Genomic DNA, 18,198 nt, shown 5'->3' with positions numbered 1-18,198 from the left:
GGCCTCCCATAAAAAAAGGCGGCTCCGGGGAACCGCCTGTCAGGTGCTCAGTGTCAGTTCCTGCACCGTGCCGGTCGTGGCGTCGGTGTAGGCTATGGCCAGAAGATAAGCCCCGATTTTCGGGCTGGTTATGGTCACGGTGACGGGTTGGGTCTGGTCCACGCCTGCCTCGGCCTGCATCTGTTGCAGCACAAGGGCGCGGATGCCCGCCTCATCCATCACCGTGCCAACCCGGGCGGGCAGGCCCGCGCCGTAATCGGGCTGCCAGATATACGCGCCCGCATTGGTGCACAGCCTGCGCAGCAGCGCCTGCCGGGTCTGGTCCGCGCCCGTGACCACGGCCACGCCGCCAGCGCCCGACAGGTCAAGGTCGCCGCCCATGGTGTGGGACAGCGCGCTCATGACGGCGCGCCCGTGGTGCCCGGCGCATCGGTGACCGGGTGGGTGTGGCTGTGGCCGGACGTGCCGTTCGCGATCACGTCCTTCTGGCCCGTCACGGTGCCCTGCGCGGTCATGTCCTTATCCGTGGCGATGGGGCCGCCGGTGACGGACAGGCCGTTACCATCCAGCGTCATGGCCACGCCGCCGACCTTCCACGCCTTGCCGCCATTGGTCAGGGTTTCCGTGGCGTTCCCGGCCCCGCTGTAGATCGTGTCCTTGGTGATGTGCCACCACGGGGCGTTCTGCGTGGCGTTTCCCGGCGTGGTTTCGCCATTGCCCGGCGGCGCGCCGCACCCGGCCACGATCAGCATCTCGCCGGGCTGTGCCGGCCTGCCGGTGGCGGGGGATGCGGGCGGCATGACCACCGCGTCATACACCGGCATGGCGGCCACGCCGTGTTCCGCGTCCGCCTCCACATGCACGACCAGCACATGCGTGCCGATATCGGGCGGGCAGGCGATGCGCAGGCTGCCGACCTGCATGGCGGCCCAGGGCAGCCAGCCGGTTTCGACGCCTGCTGGCTGGGCCATGACCTTGACGGCATGGTTTACCGGGTCCACCGCGCTGACCAGCCCGAAACCGGGCTGCGCCTGTGCGCCAGCCATGTTGGCCGCGATCATGCGCGTGTCAGTCATCCGTTCCTCCGTCCCGTGTGGTGTTGCGCGCGCGCAGGGTGACCTGCTGGGAAAAGCCGCCCTGCCATGAAAAGCTGCTGGTCACGGCATCCACATCCAGCGTGCCATCCCATGTCGTGCCCGTGCCGGTCAGGCGCATGAAGTCGCGCGGCGCCAGCGTCACGCAGCCGGGGATGGTGCCGGTCACGGTGCGCGCATGCGCCGTGATCTGGTTGTATTTCTGCCGTGCGATCCGCTTGAGGTCATCCAGCCGCGCGCCGGGCATGGCAAAGCTGTGCAGCGTGCCCGTGCCCCCGCCCGGTGTCGTGGCGCCGCCCGTCGCGGACCAGTAATAATCGACCCGGCTGCGCTGGCGGCTGTCCCAGCTCATGACATGCACGACCACGCCGCGCCCCACCTGGTAATCCCGTGCGAAATGCAGGCCATGCGCCCCCATGGCGATGGGGCTGTCCGGCCCGGTATCGGCATAATCCAGCACATGGGTATTTGCCGTGGTGGCGGTCGGGTATGGCGCGCAGACAATGGTGGCGCCATCCGCATACAGGTCGCATCCCGCCCCGGTGGCCACATAGCAGGCCAGGTCGAACGCGGTCTGGAAGCGGCTGTGGGCGGCGGCGGCGGCGCGCTTGTGCTCCACCTGCCAGAACTGCCCCACCATGGCGTCGGTCAGGGTGACATCGGGCGTCAGCCCGGCGGCCGTGACCATGGCGCGGACCACGTCGGCCCCGGTCATGTTCATCCACCCGTCACGCACCCGCATGTCCAGCAGCTTCGCCAGGTAGTCGCGGCACTGCACCTGCACTGCCGTCGCGGCGGGGCTGAGGCCCACATGGTCCACGATGCCACGGAACATCGTCACCCATTGCGCGCCGTCCTGCGCCGCATCGCGCATCTGCAGCGTAATGTCGATATCGGGCAGCGTTTCGCCCTGCCCCGCCGGCTGCAGGTCGAACCACGCCCCGCCCGACGGAATGCGCGTCCGGTCCACCGCCAGCGTCATGTCCAGCGTATCGGCGCGGCTGTAGCGCGTGCGCGACAGGGTGAACTGTTCCAGCCCGGTTTCCGCGCGTTCCACCCCGCCCACCAGCACCCGCGCGCGCGGCATGCGCCACGTGGGCGGCGTGGATGTCGTGGCGACAGTCATGACGTCACCCCCGGCACGCCACTGTCCTGCGATGTGTCGGGCGCGGGCAGCAGCAGGGTGACCGGCGTGGTGAAACCCGACAGGTCGGGGTCGGCCATGCCGTTCAGCCGCGCGATGCGCCACCACTGCGTGGCGTCCCCCAGTTGCCGGGCCGCGACGTGGTAAAGCGAGGTATCACTGGCCGTGACCCTGATCGTGGTTGGCATGTCTGCGCTCCTGTTACGCGGTGACCAGCGGGCCGTCCTGTGTTGCGCCGGTGGCCGACAGCGTGTTGGCATAGGCGCGGTTGACCAGCGCGCCGGACGTGATGGCGGCGCTATGCAACTGTGCATTCTGGGTCAGGGTGGACAGGCTGGCGGCATTGGCGGGGGCGATCGCGCCCAGGTTGGCGCCCGTCTGGCCAATGCCGGTGGCCAGGCCCGCGCCCGATGCCTCCAGCCCGGCCACCACGCTGGCGGCGCTGTCGGGGGCGGACGCCAGGTTGACCCCGGCCCCCGACAGGCCACCCACCATGCCCAGCTGGTCCTGCACGCCCGCGAACACGCCGCCCGCGCCGGTCATGTCGGCAATGGGGGTGACCTGCGCCATCACGGTCGAAAGCTGGCCGGTGATGTCGCCCGCAATGGTCGCGACATCATCCAGCGCGCCCGAAAGGTCCGACAGGGCGGACCCCGCGTCATCCCCCACCAGCGCCGACAGGCCGGAGGCGACGCCCCCCGTGGCCGCCACCTGCGGCGGCTGTTCCAGCACCAGCCGGTAGGGAATGACGATGCCCTTTTGCGTGTAGTCGTACGAATACTGCACGATGCGCACCAGCAGCGACAGCCCCGCCCCGCAGAAGGCCACGGGCTGCCCCGCAATGCGCATCTGCTTGAGCATCCACGCCCGTTCGATGGCGGTCGGGCCGACAAACGTGCCCGACAGTTCCAGCCGGTCGGGGTCGTTGCCCACCGCGTCGATGATCCTGTTGCCACCGGGCAGGCGGTGGACGGCGACCTGCTGGGTGCCGCCATCGCGGATCAGGTGCGGCACCTCCATGCCGGTCAGGGTCAGCCCGCCGATTGTCACGGGGGCGGATGCCCACAGCCGCCCGATCGAACCGATGGCCGTCTGTGCGTTCATGAGGGTCAGGGACATGCGCACGCTCCCCACGCTGGCCCGCCGCCGCCCGCAGGCGACGCGTGGGCGCGATGGAATGGAAACAGGAAAATGGGGGAAAGGGCCACGACGCGCGCGGTATTACGCAGCCGTGCCATCATTGCCCCTGTCTAACGCCAGACCGTGCAGGCCGGAAGGGAAATTGCCGCATGTATCGTCTGCCACCATGAAAGTATTGCAAAATAACCGATTGGTAAAAATTTCCGGGTCTGGCCGCGCCCTGCTGGCGATCACCGCATTTGTGGCGCGGGTGGCCGTTGCAATCACGGTGCGGCATCACTTTTTCAGGAACGACAACACGCCGGGCCGCCTTGACCCTGGCCTGTCGTCGGCAGCACATCCCGGGGCTTACGACCCGCGCCGGACATTCACACGCCCACCGCACGCCCCGGCATCTGCGGATAGCGGATCACGTCGGGCGCGGTGCCGGTGGCGCGCAGTTCGTGCCGGGCGGCGGCGGTGTCGATCCGGGCCATGGCCTGTCCCACCGCCTGATGGTCCAGGGTGACGGGAATGGTGACCTGCATGACCGGCAGCCTGTCGCCGCGCCCGCCATCACGCCGGGATGGCGCGCTGGCCCCCGTCCGTTCAATGGGACCGGGACTGATGAACGGCGGCCTGCCCCATGCCCTGTCATGTGGCGGCACGAATGCCGGAAACGGGGTCATGCGGCGTGATGGCGCGCGGGGCATGGGCATGGTTACGGCACGCGGCATGGCTGGTCCCGTTGTCGCGTGGCCCCCTGTTCCCGCCATGGCGCGGATGGCGGGGAACGCCATGCCCGCGCGCGCCCCACCCGTCCGCTGGTGACGCCATGGCGGTATGGGAACGGGCATGGCCCGACCGGACGGCATGGCGGGGGCCGCTGTCTTGCCCTCGTCCCGCGCCCGGTGCGGCGCAGGAGTGGCGGGTGTGTGATCCCGTGGCGCGACGGACATGGCGACAGGGGATGCAATGCGTCCCCGTGACGCGGCGGACATGGCGACAGGGAATGCAATGTGTCCCCGTGGCATGATGGACGCGACGGCCGGGGACGCGGTGCGCCCCCGTGGCGTGACAGCCACCGCCGTGGCCGCCGTCCTGTTCCATGATGCCGGGATTGCCGCGCCGACGGGCATGGCGCGCGATGCAACCTGTCCGGTCCATGGCATGGCGGCGGCGCGCGCGGGCAGGCATGGCGTCGCGCGTTGTGTCCCTCGCACGGGACCAGGGACAGGGCGTGATGACGATGGCGGGATCGCGGGACGGGTCATGGCCGGGGGGGCGGATAACCCCTGCCCGTCCCCGCGTGGCATGGAAGGGAACACGGCGTATCCGCCCCTGTTCCCGCCATGCGGGGCGGATGTGGGCGGACCATGCCCCGCCGGGGCGCGGACAGGCCGGCCGGGCACGGATACGGACGCGGGCATGGACGCGTGCATGGACACCGGCATGGATACAGGCATCGATACAGGCATGGACATTGGCATGGCCATTGACACGGGCGGCATCATGGGGACCGGGGCCGCCGTCGCCCCCCGCCCGCCGGGACGTGGCGCAAACGCCATGTTGCGCCGTCCCGCGCGGGCATGGCGGATGATGCGCCCCACGACCATCGCCAGCCGCCCCGGCATGCCCGGTCGCCCGTTACGCGGCAGGCGCGCGATGATGCGGGAGATTTCAGCCATGGGGGTCGTCCCATTGTTGCGCAGTCCAGTCATATCGCCCGCCCGCCAGTTCGCCAAACGCTACAAGAAAGGCCATGCGCCGCACGCGCGGCATGGTCATGGCCACGTCCCACGGCACCCCGTTCCTGACCAGGGCCGCGACCTCGATCAGGGCGGGGTGCCGGCTCAGTTTTTTGCCGCGGTGCTTTCCGCCGTGGCCCTGTCTTCCCCGTCCGCGCCATACAGCGCGTCTGACAGGGCGGTCATGCCGGCATTGCCGATCTGGTTGGCCAGCTGTTCCAGTTGTACGCGGCTGGTGGGACGGATGGCGGGCACGCCGTCGATCGCCTCGACCGACGCCACCATCAGCGCGTATTCCACCCATGCGGGTGACGGGCTGGCCGGGCCGAATTCCAGCAGCGCCAGCACATCCCCCGGCCCGCGTTCGCGGTAGGTGATGGTACGGCCATCGCTGGTTTTTATGGTGTGTTCGCTCATGCTGCGGGCCTTCTGGCTGTCAGTGACCGTTTTCAGGCAGGTTCAGGATGTGCCGCCTTTTTGAAAAAAGGCGGTACCCGGAAACGTCCGGTCGTTTCAGGAAACGCGGTTGCGCGCGCGGGCGGCGAAGGTGATGGTCTGGCTGACCAGCGTTTCGGACTGGTAACGCCCCGCATCGGACAACTGCAGCGACGCGCCCACGAATTCATACGTGCTGAGCGACCCGTCGCATTCCGTCACGTACTGGTAGATGCTGCCCAGCACCACCGTGCCCGCCGACCAGAAGCCGCTTTCGATGGCGGCAAACAGGTCATCCGCCCCCGCGCCGTCGCGCTGGAAGGTGAACTGGCCGCCCCACCCGCCCGGCACGTCATAGAACATGGGCATGTCGTTCAGCGGGTTGGATGTAAGCTGGTGGGTGCGCTGCTGCGCGGTGAAGCCCGTGACGGTGGGCAGGTCCACGCGGCTACCGTCATAGACCAGCACCACGCGGCAGTCGCGGCCGATATTGAAGGGTTTGGCGGACATTCGTTGCTCCATGAAAAAGGGGCCACCGCGCGGGTGGCCCATCATTGTTGTGCATGGATGTCATGCGTATTTTTATGTGGCGGCGCGGGTCACGCGGGCGTGAACATGCTGCTTCATCCCGCATGGAGCACCCCGATGGGCACCACACCCGAAAAACCACCCACAAAAGACCTCGCCGCCATTGCCGCGCGGGGGCTGAGCCACCCGGCCTCGCTGACGCATGAGGAAATAAAGGAACTGTGCGGTCGCGTGCTGTCGGAAGAAAGGCGGCGCGCGAAAGCAGGCTGATCAGGCGGCGGGTGTGGCGGTGCTGACCGTGACACTCGCCCCGCCCTGCAGGTTCACGACAAAGAAGCGGTTGATGCCCTGGTAGCGCACCTGCACGTCGGCCCGCACGTAACCCAGCGCCGTGGCCGATTGCGGGTTGTTGGACGTGTCGCACACCACCGCGTAATCCGTTGTCGCCCCCAGTATGCCGCCGCCCACCATGTTGGACAGCGTGCCCAGCAGCACGGCGCGGATATCGCCAAACAGCGTGGTGCTGATGACGGCGCCGACAAACGCGCCCATGCCCGAACTGATGGTTTCGGCAATGTAGTTGGTCAGGCGGGTATAGCTGTCATCATCCGTATCGCCATCCGAACTGGTGTTGATCCCGCCGCGCACCGCCCAGTAGCTGCCGCCCGGCGCGGGGTTGCAGATCACGTCGATGCCCGCGCCGAACAGGGCCGAAAGCTCGGCCGTGGAATAGGTCGCGGCCTGCCCGCTGGACACCAGCCCCGCCTTCTGGCTGCCGATCACGCCCGACAGTTCCCTGTTCAGGCTGGACTGTTCGGGCGACAGGCCGCCCAGGATACCAGCGACGAACGCCTGCGGCGGCACCAGCATGTCGCCATTGGTGTCATCATCCCACCACAGCCAGTCGCCAAACATCAGCTTGATGGCATAGCTGTCCACGCCTGCCGCTGCCTTCATGGCCGCCGCGTTGGCAATGGTGTCGCCCGCCGGGCCGCAGGCGATCATGTACACCCCTTCCGACAGGCCAAAGGCGGCCTGCGTGGTCCATGACGTGCTGTCGCTCACCCCCTGCAGCAGCCCCAGCGCGCAGCCCTGCCCGCGCAGGGCGTACAGCCCGGTGCGCGTCACGCCATCCGTGCCCACGAACGCCGCCGTGCCCGGCACGCCGCCATCGACGCCACCCGCCAGCGTGACCGTGCCCGCCGCCAGCGCCGGGACCGTGCTGGGCAACGTGACGCGCACCAGCGCCGTGCTGTCGGCCGCCACCGCCGCCGCCAGGACGGCCCACGTGGCGCCGCGATAGGTCCGGCTGCCCAGCACCGCATGGGTGATGGCCAGGGTATAATTGGTGGTGATGATGCCATCCTGCGTCACGGTGGCGGCGATGGCGTTGCCCGCGCTGCCGGTATGAAGCGCGGTCAGGGTGACGCCGTCCAGCGTGCCGGTGGCGGCGGCGTCCGTGCCATCGGTCACGCGCACGCAGCGGAAATCCGCCGCCCCCTGCAGCAGCGCGATGTTGACCGCCGTGCCGATGTCGCTGGACAGCGCCTGCTTGGGGCCAAAGGCGGACAGGCAGTCCCCCATCGCGCCCACGATGACCGGCGTGCCCACCGGCCCCCACGCGGCGGTGCCGACCAGGCCGATCCGCCCCGACGGCACGCCGTTCAGCGCCAGCGTCTGCGGGCGCTGGACCTGCACATACAGGTCGGGCACGTTCAGGCTGTTGGTGTTGAGCTGCCCGGACTGGTAAATGGTCATGGTATCTGTATTTCCCTGTTGCGCGGCGTCGCCGCGTGAAAAGACGGGTGTGGGGTGACACGCATGCGGTGTCCCGCCGGGATGGCGTGGCCAAAAGGCAGGCCGTTGCCGCAGGCGCCAGCCCATGTCGGGGCCACGGTGTCATTCCGCCTGGCCTGCGCCCTGCGCGATGATGCGCCTGGCCGGTGTTCCCACGGGCGGGCATCCGGCCTGCCGCGTGTCATGATGGCGGATACAGGCGGGTCAGCCGCCGGTATCCAGCAGCACGTCCCCGCGCGTGACATCGGGGCCAATGCCCGTGCCACCGGCCAGCATGGCCGGGACCACGCGGGTCAGGTCGGTGTCATAGGTGACGAGGAAGCGCGCGGGCCGGGAAAAGATGCCCCGGTTCATGGCGGTGTCGTCGTTGGTGGTGGCGCGGGCCTCGATACGGAAGGTGGAGCCGCCTTCATCCGTCAGCCAGTCGGTCAGCGCCAGCGCATCGGCCAGGGCGCAGCCCAGCGCGTCGCGCCCGGCAGGGGTGGCCGACCATGCGGTGATGACAAAGACCTGCTGCTGCCTGCGCGCGACACAGCGCGCCGACAGCGTGCCCGCGTTGATGGCCCGCGCCACGGCCGTGGCGGGCAGCGTGATGCCCGCCCCGCTGCAGGTGGCGCCGGGCATGGCGGCGGCGATGGCGGCGGCGATGGTGGCCGCCGTATCCGTCGCGGTTGCCACGTGCAGGCTGCACGCATCGCCCGTAACGCCCGGCAGGCCACGGGCGCGCAGCCCCACCGTGCCCGATGGCGTGGCCCCGGCATCCACCGTGACGGTGGCCGTGACGCTGCTGACCGCAATGCGCACGGTGGCGGGCACTGCCGCGTCCATGCGCCACGGGCGGCCCAGCGGTTCATCCACCCGCGCCCAGCTTTCGGCCAGGTCGGCAATGGTGATGAAGTCACAGCCCTGCTGCAGCGTACGGGCCGCCTCCCCCAGGTCGGCCTGCGTCAGCGCGCCACGGCGGATGACGAGCGGCCGCCCGGTAACCGCCCCCGACGCCGTGCCATCGGGGCACAGCGCAGCGGCGAGGGCCGCCGCAATCGTGGTGGATATGGTGGAGATGTCGGCCATGTCATATCGGCTCCTGCTCCTCCCCCCTGGCGGGGGCATGATGTCATGGGTTGGCGCCCGGTCCCGCTGCCGGCTCGCCTGATGGTGCGCGTTCCGTGTCCGCATGGAACGACGCGCCGCATGGGGTCAGACCTGCTGCTGGCCCAGCTGGCAGCGCGTGCCCCATGGCCCGGCGCGTGCGCCGCCAATGGTGTAGCGCGTGCCGCCCGCATCCCGCGCCCACATGGCGGGCTGGATGGTGACGCCGGGAATGGCGGGCAGGAACATCTCGAACCCGCCCGCGTGGATCGCGCCGGGCTGGGCCGGGCCGGGAACGCCCGCCCCGCTGCCGGGACGGATCATGGCGGGCCAGCCGGTGGCGCACGGCACCTGCGCCGTCATGTCGCCTGACGTGGCATAGCCGCCGGGGGCGGCCACGTCGGCTGCCTGCGCCACGGTGGTGGTGATGTCCACCACCGCGTTGCACAGCACGCACAGGGGCGGGCGGAAGGGTTCGGCGCGGGCGATGAACCAGGTCTCGCCCCCGCAGGTCAGGATGTCCCCCGCCCGCACGTCCGTCGTATCCATCAGGGCATAGACGAAGGGCACGTCCCACAGCGCCGGCCCGGCAAAGCCGAAGGCCCGGTCATTGCTGAACGCCGCCATGGTCCGGGCATGGGGCGTGGCGCACGGGGCGGTGGCGGTTGCGGGACGGTACTGCATGGTGGCCGCCCCCACGCGGGCCGCCGCCAGTGCAAAGCCACGCGCGGCAAGGTGGCACAGGGCTGGCTGGTCCATCAGATCACGATCTCCCCCACCCCACGCAGGCCCGGACCCGGCGGGATGCCCAGAAAGTTGCAAAGCTGCACCCGCCAGCGCGTGTACAGGGTGAAGCGGTCCGTGACCTCGGTGCGGTTGCGGATCCATACCGCCGCGCGATCGGTGTCAAGGTTGGCGGTCGCCGCCATGATCGCGCCTTCCAGCATCTGGCACTGCATGATGAACGCCCGCGCCTGCGCGCATTCGGCGGGGGCAAGGTTGCGCAGCCGCCATTCGTTGAAGCCGTAGACCCGGAAAAACCGCCACGACTGCATGCCGCTGTCCTGACTGCCCATGGCGGGATAGCCCATGTAACGCCGCGCCTGCGCCAGTTCGCCGTCCACAAGCGGCGTATCGGCAACCGTTGCGGCGGTGGGGGGCGGCGTGGGCGTGATGGCGCCCGTCGTATTCGCGGCATCCGTGGCGGACCCGCTGGCGGCCGTGGTTGTATCCGTATCGGTCATGCCTGTTGCCTCCCCGGTTGCGCCTGTCATGGATGGATGAAAGTTTCCGGGTGCCGCCTTCTTTCGCAAAGGCGGCGCTTTCCGAAGCTTTTTGAAACAGGCTTCACCAGAAACGTCCTTAGATGTTTTGCACGATGCAGGTGGCGGACGCGTGCCGCCACCCACAGGGGGATTACGCCCCGGCGCCCAGGCTTTCGATCACCACCCCACGCTTGAGGTAGCTGTTGGTCGCGGTGGGAATGACCGAGGTATCGGCGGTCAGGTCGGTCGGCAGGGCAAAGCCGCCGATCCACGACCACGACTGCGCGATGATCTGCGCCAGACGGTCCAGCGCGGGGCGGGTGATCATGCACACGCCGTCCACATCCGTCAGTTCGCCGCCATCCAGCAGGGGCGCGTAATGGGTGCCGATATTGGCGTAATCACCTTCGACCAGCGCGCCCTGCCCGCAGATGATGGCGCGGTGGATGTTGCCCGCGCCCAGGGACGCCTGCTGCGGGGCCTCGGTCGTGGGGATGAAACGCACGCCCAGCAGGTCAAAGATCTGGCCGTTCTGGTATGTGTCGGACCCGTACTGCCCGCGATACAGCAGTTTGAAGTCCTCGTCCCGGAACAGGCCCAGAAGCTGCGCATTGTCCAGATAGCAGTGGTACACCCCGCCATCGGGCGTCGGCACGTTGTTGTCACGCAGGGTGGCCAGCGCGCCAAGGATGGACTGCACGCTCAGCAGGTCGCCCGCCGCCAGCGCCGCCGTGGTGGCGCGCGCGTTGGGCCGCAGCACCAGCGGGGCCGTGGCGGCGATGACCGCGTTGCCTGCCGTGCCATCCGCCACCTTGACGGACGCCGAGAACGTCAGCGTGCCCGAAATCCCGTCGGGCGCGGTGGAGGTATTGGTGGCGTCCGCCGTCGTGCCCACCAGCGTGTACGACCCGGCCCCGACGGTGACGGTCATGCCGGCCGACGCGCCAACGGACACGGCCTGTCCCTCATCCGACAGGATGGTCTGGAACCCGCGGATGTCATCCACCGCCACCGTGCCGCCAGCCGCCCCCAGCGTGGCGGTGACGCGGGTATTGCCGCCAAGGTAGCCGCCCACCCCGTTCTGCGCCCCGCCAAACAGCGCGTTGCGCGCCAGGCGGTCCAGCGTCTGGCGTGCGTTGATGCCCAGGCGCGACGCATTGGCCAGGAACTGGTTGGCGATGCCGACACCCTCGGTCACCTGGTTTAGGTCCATGGTGTTGCCGTACTGGTTGATGGTCAGCGTGTACTGTTCGACCGACCATTCGGCGGGGGTCATGCCGTTGTCGAAGCTGGTGTTGGCGGTGGGGTTGAGCGGGGTTGTCGCCGGTGGCAGCAGGCCCGCGCGGGTGTCGGTAATGGTCTGGCCGATGCGGGCGGGGAATTCCATCTGGTCCGCGATCGAGCGGAAACCCAGCCGCGACTGCAGGGCGTCTTGGAACGCGCGCGACAGGAAACCCTGCTGGATGACCGGCTGCAGGGCGGCGGGGAAATTGGCGATGGCCATGAATTTCATTTCCTTGAAAAAACGAAAAAAGCCGCCATGCAGGGAATGCACTGGCGGCGGCAGGGGTGGCCATGGCGGGCTGCGCCATGAAGGGGCCGGGTGGATTGGATCAGGGGCGCGGCGCGTACGACCGGTCACAGGCCCCTTGCCGGTTCCGCGCGGCATGACGGGGCGCGGAACGGGTAAAGGGTGGCATATGGGGCATATTGGCCCCACGGGTATCATTCACGTCACGGACGGGTTTAATTACCCGAAATCATAAGCGTTTATTTTTGGCAGTATGTTTTTACTATGCCTGTATTTCCTGCGCAGGATTTTCTACTGTGCATCAACGGTGGCGCAATGTGCGCCGGTTTCTGCCGTCAGGTCTTTTTTCCGGGCATCGGGTAGCGTGCCATCCCATTCCCCGGCCAGGTACTGGCAGATTTCCGCATCATGGATAAAAGCCGTGACGTCTGCCGGGGGTGTGTCCGCAGCCATGGTAATTGTGGGAAAAACCAGTGCCGTCATGATCTGGAAAATCAGAATAAAAGTTTCCGGGTGCCGCCTTTTTTTAAAAGGGCGGCATTTTCCAAGGCTGTCTGAAAAACCTGCACCAGAAGATTCTTTATGACCCGCATCAGGCCGGGCGGAAGATCACATAGACTTTCTTTACCATCTCCCGGTTGTCCCATGCGCATTCAGCACCGCGTTCGACAAAGAAGATGTCGCCCTTCACAAACGTCTTTTCCCGTCCCGCGCCATCAACCAGCGTCACGCTACCTTCGATCAGGTACATCAGTTCGGCATGGTCATAGCGCACGGCGCGGCGGGCATAGGGGGTGGAGGACCATGTGCCGCAGCGCAGTTCGCCATTGGCGGATTTATAGTCATTGAAGCTGTGGCAGGTGGGCGCCGGACCAATCAGCACCGCCGCCGAAGGCGCGGCAGAGGGCGCCATGACCGGGTCGGGATTAATCACCACCGGCGTCTGCGCCCCCGGCGTGCTGGTGTCGCAGCGCATGGCGATCGCCCGCGTGCCCGGTGCGGCGGCCCAGCTGAAGGCGCTGCCCCTTGGCATGACAATGCAGGCGTCCGGACCAAGGACATTCGCACCGATATTCAGCTCACCCGTCAGGACGATCACGAATTCATCCGCCTGCATGCCCGTGACCAGCCCCGCGCCCTGCGGCGCGCAGGCCATGACCGACAGCCCGTCCCCCTGCCCCGCAAGCTTCGTGCGGGCGCGCAGGAAATCACCCGGCGCGGGCATGGATGCATCGGCAAAGGCGCGCAGGTCGACAAAGCTGCGTGCGGTCACGTCGGTCGGGGTCATTCAGTATGGTCCTTCGGGTGTGTTCACCCTGTTGCAGGCGGTATGGGGTTACCCGTTTGCACCGGGTGGATTACAGATCGCAACCGTAACATATGGCTGCCCGTGCGTCACCCATGACAGCGCCGTGGCCTACCGTGTCTGTTATCAAGGACGTTTCTGACAAAGATTTTTTCAAGCAGTTTCTTATAAACGTCATGCAAGGCGGTTGCGTGCATGCCTGCGTATTCTGTTCATGCCCGGCAGTAGAAGGAATACAGAAGACACACATAAAGAATAAATAAAAATGACGACATTGAAAACGCCACGCCTGATTCCTGTATATCGCGAATTATTGGCATAAGTGGGCCAATTTCCAGAATAAGCGGGCATCTCCCTTATTGCGGACAGACGGGAACTCAATCCTGTTTACCATTCAGGCGACAATGACAATCGACTTATTAAATAGTGAAAACAGGACATCGCCCCGCCCCTTCCGGTCATGGTTCTAGGTCGCCACCGGCCAGCGCAGGCCCGCGGCATTCGCCGCCGCCTTCACATCACGCGTGCCCGCCGTGCGGGCGTCGAACGGGGCGGGATCGCCCGCGCGCGGCGCGGGGCCGGATGCGGTGGTGCCGATCGCGGCCCCCGATGCGGGCTGCGGCGTGGTGAACAGATAGGCGCGGTTGTCACGCGCGGCCTGCATGATCGCGTCCAGCCCCTGCGGCGTGCCGTCATCGGCCAGTGTAACGGCAGACAGGTCCACCAGCCGCACGACATCGGCGGGTTCGACCGCGCCCATGCGGGCGGCCATGGCGCGGGCTTCGGCGCGGATCACGGCGCGGCTGGCGCGGGTGCGGGCGGTGGTGGCCTGTTCGGTGGCGCGGGCCAGGTCGGCTTCCAGCGTGGTGCGGGCCTGCATGGCTTCGTCACGTTCGGCGCGCAGGGCGGCCAGTTCGCGGCGCATCGTGTCCATGTCGGGGGTTTCGGGAACGCTTGATCGGGTCATGTCATGCCTCCGTTCAGGAATGAAAAATCAGTTCGGGCGTTCGGTGCCGATACGCGCCCACTCGCTGTGGGGGCTGGGCGTGCCCGCGCGGGCGGCCAGGATCACGCACGCCGTCTGCCGCGACAGGAAGCCGCCGCGCACCGCCGTATCCAGCCCCTGCGCCAGTTGCGCCAGGTCGGCTTCCGTCCCCGCGAAATAGGGCGGCCACTGCAGTGCCAGCCCATCGGCGTCCAGCCCGGCGTAATCGCGTCCGTTAATGCGTAGGCCACCGGCAATGGCGTGGGAAAACGCGCACACCATGCGGTACAGCGCCAGCAGCCCGTATTCGCCGTATGACAGGCGCATCCGGTCCGCCAGCCACAGTAGGGGCTGGTACAGCATCTCCATCGCGCGGCCCGACGCGGGGGCGCTCAGCCGGTCGGCCTGCGCGCGGTTGCCGTGGATCTGCTCCATCACGCTGGCGCGCAGTTCGCGGTAATGGTCGCGCATGGCGCCCGCCGCATCGCCGTTGATTTCCAGCAGCTTGGCATCCCCGTCCAGCGGCAGCGTCAGGGCGGATGCCGCCCCACCAGATGACGCGGGCGTGCCATCGGCATACGGGTCCGGCCCCGCGCGGATCACCAGCCTTGGGTCGGCGCTGTATTTCAGGCCGCGCCCGGATTGCGACAGCAGGTAATCGCATTCGATCACCGTATCGATGGCGGCTTCGAACGTGCAGGGTCCGTCCACTACCCCGGGGGCGGCCAGGTTGGCCATCCATACCCATGGCACGAAGCCCAGCCCATGGTGCGTGCTGCGCGTGGGGTCCACCTGCGTCGGCAGGCCCGCATCGACCCGCCGGGGCACGTAGACGTGGCAGTCCGCGCGGTCCCATATGCGCTGCCACCAGAATATGGCTGCCGCGTCATCGGGGCCGACCGGCCACCCCTGCCCCGCCAGCGTCGCGCCCGTGACCTTGTAGCATTCGGTCATGGCGGACAGTTCCCCCGCGCCATCCCGTCGCGGGGTCAGGTACAGCGTGTCATGCACCGCAAAGCGCAGGCGGCGGTCCACTGCCTCCACCAGCACCGCGACGGAACCGACCGACCCGCGCGTGGCCGCATCCATCATCAGCGCGGGCAGCGCCGTGCCCGCCGCCACCTGCGCCAGTATGCCGGGCAATGTGGGGTCGGTGGCCGCCGTGGTGGGCCAGTGCGAGGCGCCAAACAGCAGCGACACCGCGTCATCCACCACCGCGCGGCACATATTGGTGCGCACCGACGGCCGGCGTTGTGACAGGGGAATGTATTCCCCCGCCCCGTTATATTCGGTGCCGAAGGGGTTGGGGATGGCGTCGTACTGCGTGCCCCCCAGCACGCGGCCCAGGGCAGCAAGCCGGTGGGCGCGCGCGGGCAGGTCCGGGTCGCGGGGGTATGTTTTCCTCAGTTCCTGCCAGTCCATGCTGTCTCTCCGGTATGATTGGCGACGGGGTGCGGATTTGGTGGTGATGCGGCGGCGAAACCGCGATAGACAGGCCGCCGTGGGGCATTCGACCGTGTGGAGGAGAAAAAAAGAAAATGGATATCACTCACCTGCTTCTGGCCCCGGTTCGCCTGGCGGTGGAAATTGGCGTGGTGGGCGTTGCGATCGCGGTGGTGGCGGGCGCATGGCGCAGGCGGCATGGCCACCCGCCCGCGACCCTCCCGTTCCAGCCCGCGCCACCCCGCCCCGCGCCACGCCCGCCCGCCACGCCGCCGGTCCCGCCCGCGCCGGTGGTGGATGCGGGGTTCAGCGTGCCCGTTTCCATGACCGATTACGACTGGGCGGTGCGGCTGTACCAGCCCACTGCGCTGCTGTCGGAATGGGAACGGCGCGTGCTGTCGCTACTGGTGGCGCAGGTGCCGCGTGGCTATTACGTCTGCCCGCAGGTCAGGCTGGCGGATTTCATGGCCCCGCGCGGGCCGGACCGTGACGCCAACCGGCAGGCGTTTTTCAAGATCGCCTCCAAATCCATCGATTTCGTGGTGGTGCATGTGCAAAGCGGCACCGTTGTGCTGGGGATCGAACTGGATGACAGCACCCACGCCCACCCCGAACGCCAGTATCGTGACGGGCTGGTTGATGCCGCCTTTGCCCGGACCGGCATTGCCCTGCTGCGTTTTCCGCCCGGCGCGCGGGTGGACATCAACGGGTATTTCCGCGCGGCCCCGGCATGATCCGCCCCTTTACCGCCCCAGCGTAAAGCGCGTCGGCACCCATCGCGCGGGGGCGGCGGGCGGCGTGGACAGCATGAGGTCGCTTAATGCCCAGACCAGCGCATCCGCCCGGTCGGGGGAATGCGGGCCGTGATAGCCGCTGGCGGAAAACTGGCACAACTGTTCCTCCAGCATGGCGAAGGTGCCGTGATGGGTCACGCGCCCCTGTTCATACAGCGCCGCCACGGGTTCGGCACGCGCGGCCTTGCCCCGGCTGGCCGTGACCATGCGCAGGGCGGCGTTGGGGTTGATGCCGCGCAACGTGGCCTCGACCAATGCACCGCCAAAGTTATGTTCAGCCACGATGCGTTCCGCCCCCCAGTCCACTTGCGCCTGCAGGGCCGCGCGCGCCCACCCCGCCGGGCTGTCCCGCCGCGACAGGTCGGTCAGGACATGGCCATTCCCGCCCGCATCCACGCCACACGCGACAATGCCGATTTCGTCCGATCGCGTATCCTCCGGCCCTGAACAGCCCGACGGGTCCACCGCCACGACAATGCGGCGCATCGTCGCGGCCACGCGGCCACGGGTTGCGGGGGTGACGGCGGCCGCACGGCGGAAATCCTCCATCCGCCACAACGCGCCATCCACCGCCTGTTGATATTCGCCCAGCATGAAGCGCCTGCGCTCGCGTTCCGGCAGGGCCTCAAGCTGCGCCATGTATTCGGGTGACAGGTTCGCGCGGTTGCCATCGGGGTTCAGGCGCATGGTGGCGTAGCGCGCGCGGTCCAGCGGTGCTGCGGATGTGGGGTCCACCCCGTCCTCGAACACGCGGTACAGCCAGTGCGCGGTGGTGGGGGGATTGGCGTCGATATATTCCTTCAGCGCCAGGGGCGATTTCTGCGCCAGCCGCGTCAGCAGCATGTTGCGCGCGCCATAGGTGATCTGGCTGGCTTCGTTCAGGTAGACGGTGGCGAATTCCAGCCCCAGTATCTTTTCCGTCCGGTCGTCATCATCCAGCCCGCCAAACAGGATGACCGACCCGTTGGGCATTTCCACCGTCCAGTCGGTGCGCGACAGCGCCCAGGGCACGGTGGGAAAGCACCGCCGCATGACGGTGGGAAACGTATCGGCCAGCACGGTGGCCCGCAGGGCGTTCAGCCGGTGGCGGAATATGCCGTGCCGCGTGCCCGCCGCCTTCAGCGCCCGGATCACCACCGCGCGCACCAGCACGAACGTCTTGCCCGACCGCGCGCCGCCGCGCAGCAGGATATGGGTTGCGGGACCGCCCAGCAGCTGGTTGGCGGTGCGCTGGTCCGGTGTCAGGCTGAAGGCGTGTTTCAAAAGCCTGTTCCCTGAAAGTAGAAAAAGTTTTTGGGGAAGCTTTTTTCAAAAAGCTTTGAAGAACACCGCCTTTTTTCAAAAAGGCGGCACCCAGAAACTTCTATTCTGTTTTTACAGTTCCGCATCATCGGTCGTGATCGTGATGGCAATGGTATTCCCCCCTTCGCGCCGGTCAGCCGGCGGGCGCAGGCGGGTCGCGACCCACATCCGTGCCTCCATGCGCAGTTTGATGGCGGGCACGTCGTCACGGCCGGTGGCGCGGTCGGCTATGGTTATGATTTCCTCGGCCAGCGTATCGGCAGCCGCCTCCCGCGCGGTGGCATACAGGGCGCGAAACCCCGCATTGTCGCGCAGCCAGCGGAACACCGTGGCCCGGTGCGGCATGGCCGGATCGGCACAGATCGCGCGCAGGCTGTGCCCGTCAGCCAGCCGGGTGCAGATTTCCTCCGCCAGTCTGCGGCTGTACGCCCCGCGCCGCGCGCCCGGTGTGGCGGGTTCGGGCATGGTCATCCTTCCCTGTTATCCGGCGGACATGAAAACGCCCGGGCTGCCGTGTGGGGCGGTCCGGGCGCGGTTGTGTCATGATAGGGTTGTTATGCGGAAAAACCGTGCAGGTGGCAATCATGTCATTGGTGTTCGCTAAGAATCGCACGGGTT

General features: G+C 67.7%; 22 protein-coding genes. 2 read left to right on the top strand and 20 right to left on the bottom strand.

The genetic code is table 11. The features are described from left to right. Positions 1–39 precede the first annotated feature (39 nt). The 9 genes from S101446_RS03380 to S101446_RS03340 all read right to left on the bottom strand — a co-directional run bounded on the left by S101446_RS03380 (position 40) and on the right by S101446_RS03340 (position 6,050). Positions 40–402, bottom strand: coding sequence for a phage tail protein (locus S101446_RS03380; RefSeq protein ID WP_087607607.1), 363 nt, complete (start codon positions 400–402; stop codon positions 40–42). Continuing rightward, positions 399–1,076: a phage baseplate assembly protein V gene (locus tag S101446_RS03375; RefSeq protein WP_087607606.1), complete on the bottom strand. Its 678-nt coding sequence runs from the start codon at positions 1,074–1,076 to the stop codon at positions 399–401. The genes S101446_RS03380 and S101446_RS03375 overlap by 4 nt, the downstream gene beginning before the upstream one ends. Then, entirely contained in the window at positions 1,069–2,220 is a 1,152-nt protein-coding gene (locus S101446_RS03370) for a hypothetical protein (RefSeq protein ID WP_087607605.1), read from the bottom strand. Before S101446_RS03370 ends, S101446_RS03375 begins: the two co-directional genes overlap by 8 nt. Then, the gene (locus S101446_RS03365; RefSeq protein ID WP_087607604.1) at positions 2,217–2,426 is read right to left on the bottom strand and encodes a hypothetical protein; all 210 of its coding nucleotides are present in this window, start codon (positions 2,424–2,426) and stop codon (positions 2,217–2,219) included. The genes S101446_RS03370 and S101446_RS03365 overlap by 4 nt, the downstream gene beginning before the upstream one ends. Positions 2,427–2,439: 13 nt before the next feature. Further along, positions 2,440–3,357 (bottom strand): hypothetical protein, encoded by a 918-nt coding sequence (locus S101446_RS03360; protein ID WP_157684806.1) that lies wholly within the window; start codon positions 3,355–3,357, stop codon positions 2,440–2,442. A gap of 389 nt (positions 3,358–3,746) precedes the next feature. Further along, positions 3,747–5,045 carry a hypothetical protein gene (locus S101446_RS03350; protein ID WP_157684805.1) on the bottom strand — a complete coding sequence of 433 codons (1,299 nt, stop codon included), beginning with the start codon at positions 5,043–5,045 and terminating at the stop codon, positions 3,747–3,749. After that, entirely contained in the window at positions 5,038–5,163 is a 126-nt protein-coding gene (locus tag S101446_RS18595) for a hypothetical protein (protein ID WP_268762529.1), read from the bottom strand. Before S101446_RS18595 ends, S101446_RS03350 begins: the two co-directional genes overlap by 8 nt. 47 nt (positions 5,164–5,210) lie before the next feature. Beyond that, positions 5,211–5,522, bottom strand: coding sequence for a hypothetical protein (locus tag S101446_RS03345; protein ID WP_019091669.1), 312 nt, complete (start codon positions 5,520–5,522; stop codon positions 5,211–5,213). A gap of 96 nt (positions 5,523–5,618) precedes the next feature. Continuing rightward, positions 5,619–6,050 carry a hypothetical protein gene (locus S101446_RS03340; RefSeq protein WP_019091668.1) on the bottom strand — a complete coding sequence of 144 codons (432 nt, stop codon included), beginning with the start codon at positions 6,048–6,050 and terminating at the stop codon, positions 5,619–5,621. Between the two features lie 135 nt (positions 6,051–6,185). Between S101446_RS03340 and S101446_RS03335 the strand changes: the two genes are divergently transcribed. Beyond that, entirely contained in the window at positions 6,186–6,338 is a 153-nt protein-coding gene (locus S101446_RS03335) for a hypothetical protein (RefSeq protein WP_155820350.1), read from the top strand. Here S101446_RS03335 and S101446_RS03330 read toward each other — a convergent pair whose 3' ends face one another. From S101446_RS03330 to S101446_RS03295, 9 genes are all read right to left on the bottom strand, one after another. Beyond that, positions 6,339–7,826, bottom strand: a complete 1,488-nt coding sequence (locus S101446_RS03330; protein ID WP_087607601.1) for a phage tail protein — start codon at positions 7,824–7,826, stop codon at positions 6,339–6,341. Positions 7,827–8,069: 243 nt separating this feature from the next. After that, on the bottom strand, positions 8,070–8,936 hold the full coding sequence (locus tag S101446_RS03325; protein ID WP_087607600.1) for a hypothetical protein: 867 nt from the start codon (positions 8,934–8,936) through the stop codon (positions 8,070–8,072). Between the two features lie 126 nt (positions 8,937–9,062). Beyond that, the gene (locus S101446_RS03320) at positions 9,063–9,713 is read right to left on the bottom strand and encodes a hypothetical protein (protein ID WP_087607599.1); all 651 of its coding nucleotides are present in this window, start codon (positions 9,711–9,713) and stop codon (positions 9,063–9,065) included. Then, complete coding sequence (locus tag S101446_RS03315; RefSeq protein ID WP_244184453.1) at positions 9,713–10,228, bottom strand: hypothetical protein; 516 nt, start codon at positions 10,226–10,228, stop codon at positions 9,713–9,715. Before S101446_RS03315 ends, S101446_RS03320 begins: the two co-directional genes overlap by 1 nt. A gap of 142 nt (positions 10,229–10,370) precedes the next feature. After that, entirely contained in the window at positions 10,371–11,723 is a 1,353-nt protein-coding gene (locus S101446_RS03310; protein ID WP_087608817.1) for a DUF4043 domain-containing protein, read from the bottom strand. 318 nt (positions 11,724–12,041) lie between these two features. Continuing rightward, entirely contained in the window at positions 12,042–12,233 is a 192-nt protein-coding gene (locus tag S101446_RS17610; protein ID WP_157684804.1) for a hypothetical protein, read from the bottom strand. Positions 12,234–12,342: 109 nt separating this feature from the next. Continuing rightward, positions 12,343–13,038 (bottom strand): cupin domain-containing protein, encoded by a 696-nt coding sequence (locus S101446_RS03305; protein WP_087607597.1) that lies wholly within the window; start codon positions 13,036–13,038, stop codon positions 12,343–12,345. 484 nt (positions 13,039–13,522) lie between these two features. Then, positions 13,523–14,023 (bottom strand): phage scaffolding protein, encoded by a 501-nt coding sequence (locus S101446_RS03300; protein WP_244184452.1) that lies wholly within the window; start codon positions 14,021–14,023, stop codon positions 13,523–13,525. 27 nt (positions 14,024–14,050) lie between these two features. Next, positions 14,051–15,463, bottom strand: a complete 1,413-nt coding sequence (locus S101446_RS03295; RefSeq protein ID WP_087607595.1) for a portal protein — start codon at positions 15,461–15,463, stop codon at positions 14,051–14,053. A 116-nt stretch (positions 15,464–15,579) separates the two neighbouring features. On the opposite strand from S101446_RS03295, the gene S101446_RS03290 reads away from it, so the two are divergent. Then, positions 15,580–16,218: a DUF2726 domain-containing protein gene (locus tag S101446_RS03290; protein WP_087607594.1), complete on the top strand. Its 639-nt coding sequence runs from the start codon at positions 15,580–15,582 to the stop codon at positions 16,216–16,218. Positions 16,219–16,227: 9 nt separating this feature from the next. Here the strand turns inward: S101446_RS03290 and S101446_RS03285 are convergent, their stop codons facing one another. Both S101446_RS03285 and S101446_RS03280 read right to left on the bottom strand, forming a co-directional pair. Continuing rightward, positions 16,228–17,541 (bottom strand): phage terminase large subunit, encoded by a 1,314-nt coding sequence (locus tag S101446_RS03285; protein WP_208620547.1) that lies wholly within the window; start codon positions 17,539–17,541, stop codon positions 16,228–16,230. A gap of 111 nt (positions 17,542–17,652) precedes the next feature. Continuing rightward, entirely contained in the window at positions 17,653–18,045 is a 393-nt protein-coding gene (locus S101446_RS03280; protein WP_227672446.1) for a terminase small subunit-like protein, read from the bottom strand. Between the last annotated feature and the right edge of the window lie 153 nt (positions 18,046–18,198).

The organism is Komagataeibacter europaeus (assembly GCF_002173515.1).
Classification (GTDB): domain Bacteria; phylum Pseudomonadota; class Alphaproteobacteria; order Acetobacterales; family Acetobacteraceae; genus Komagataeibacter; species Komagataeibacter europaeus.
The sequence above is the reverse complement of the archived record's forward strand: the minus strand, read 5'-3'. Positions and strand labels throughout refer to the sequence as shown.

Excerpts from the sequence above, each read along its gene's own strand:
- S101446_RS03380 (WP_087607607.1), bottom strand. The coding sequence starts at position 402 with ATGAGCGCGCTGTCCCACACCATGGGCGGCGACCTTGACCTGTCGGGC.
- S101446_RS03375 (WP_087607606.1), bottom strand. The coding sequence starts at position 1,076 with ATGACTGACACGCGCATGATCGCGGCCAACATGGCTGGCGCACAGGCG.
- S101446_RS03370 (WP_087607605.1), bottom strand. The coding sequence starts at position 2,220 with ATGACTGTCGCCACGACATCCACGCCGCCCACGTGGCGCATGCCGCGC.
- S101446_RS03365 (WP_087607604.1), bottom strand. The coding sequence starts at position 2,426 with ATGCCAACCACGATCAGGGTCACGGCCAGTGATACCTCGCTTTACCAC.
- S101446_RS03360 (WP_157684806.1), bottom strand. The coding sequence starts at position 3,357 with ATGTCCCTGACCCTCATGAACGCACAGACGGCCATCGGTTCGATCGGG.
- S101446_RS03350 (WP_157684805.1), bottom strand. The coding sequence starts at position 5,045 with ATGGCTGAAATCTCCCGCATCATCGCGCGCCTGCCGCGTAACGGGCGA.
- S101446_RS03345 (WP_019091669.1), bottom strand. The coding sequence starts at position 5,522 with ATGAGCGAACACACCATAAAAACCAGCGATGGCCGTACCATCACCTAC.
- S101446_RS03340 (WP_019091668.1), bottom strand. The coding sequence starts at position 6,050 with ATGTCCGCCAAACCCTTCAATATCGGCCGCGACTGCCGCGTGGTGCTG.
- S101446_RS03335 (WP_155820350.1), top strand. The coding sequence starts at position 6,186 with ATGGGCACCACACCCGAAAAACCACCCACAAAAGACCTCGCCGCCATT.
- S101446_RS03330 (WP_087607601.1), bottom strand. The coding sequence starts at position 7,826 with ATGACCATTTACCAGTCCGGGCAGCTCAACACCAACAGCCTGAACGTG.
- S101446_RS03325 (WP_087607600.1), bottom strand. The coding sequence starts at position 8,936 with ATGGCCGACATCTCCACCATATCCACCACGATTGCGGCGGCCCTCGCC.
- S101446_RS03320 (WP_087607599.1), bottom strand. The coding sequence starts at position 9,713 with ATGGACCAGCCAGCCCTGTGCCACCTTGCCGCGCGTGGCTTTGCACTG.
- S101446_RS03315 (WP_244184453.1), bottom strand. The coding sequence starts at position 10,228 with ATGACAGGCGCAACCGGGGAGGCAACAGGCATGACCGATACGGATACA.
- S101446_RS03310 (WP_087608817.1), bottom strand. The coding sequence starts at position 11,723 with ATGGCCATCGCCAATTTCCCCGCCGCCCTGCAGCCGGTCATCCAGCAG.
- S101446_RS17610 (WP_157684804.1), bottom strand. The coding sequence starts at position 12,233 with ATGACGGCACTGGTTTTTCCCACAATTACCATGGCTGCGGACACACCC.
- S101446_RS03305 (WP_087607597.1), bottom strand. The coding sequence starts at position 13,038 with ATGACCCCGACCGACGTGACCGCACGCAGCTTTGTCGACCTGCGCGCC.
- S101446_RS03300 (WP_244184452.1), bottom strand. The coding sequence starts at position 14,023 with ATGACCCGATCAAGCGTTCCCGAAACCCCCGACATGGACACGATGCGC.
- S101446_RS03295 (WP_087607595.1), bottom strand. The coding sequence starts at position 15,463 with ATGGACTGGCAGGAACTGAGGAAAACATACCCCCGCGACCCGGACCTG.
- S101446_RS03290 (WP_087607594.1), top strand. The coding sequence starts at position 15,580 with ATGGATATCACTCACCTGCTTCTGGCCCCGGTTCGCCTGGCGGTGGAA.
- S101446_RS03280 (WP_227672446.1), bottom strand. The coding sequence starts at position 18,045 with ATGCCCGAACCCGCCACACCGGGCGCGCGGCGCGGGGCGTACAGCCGC.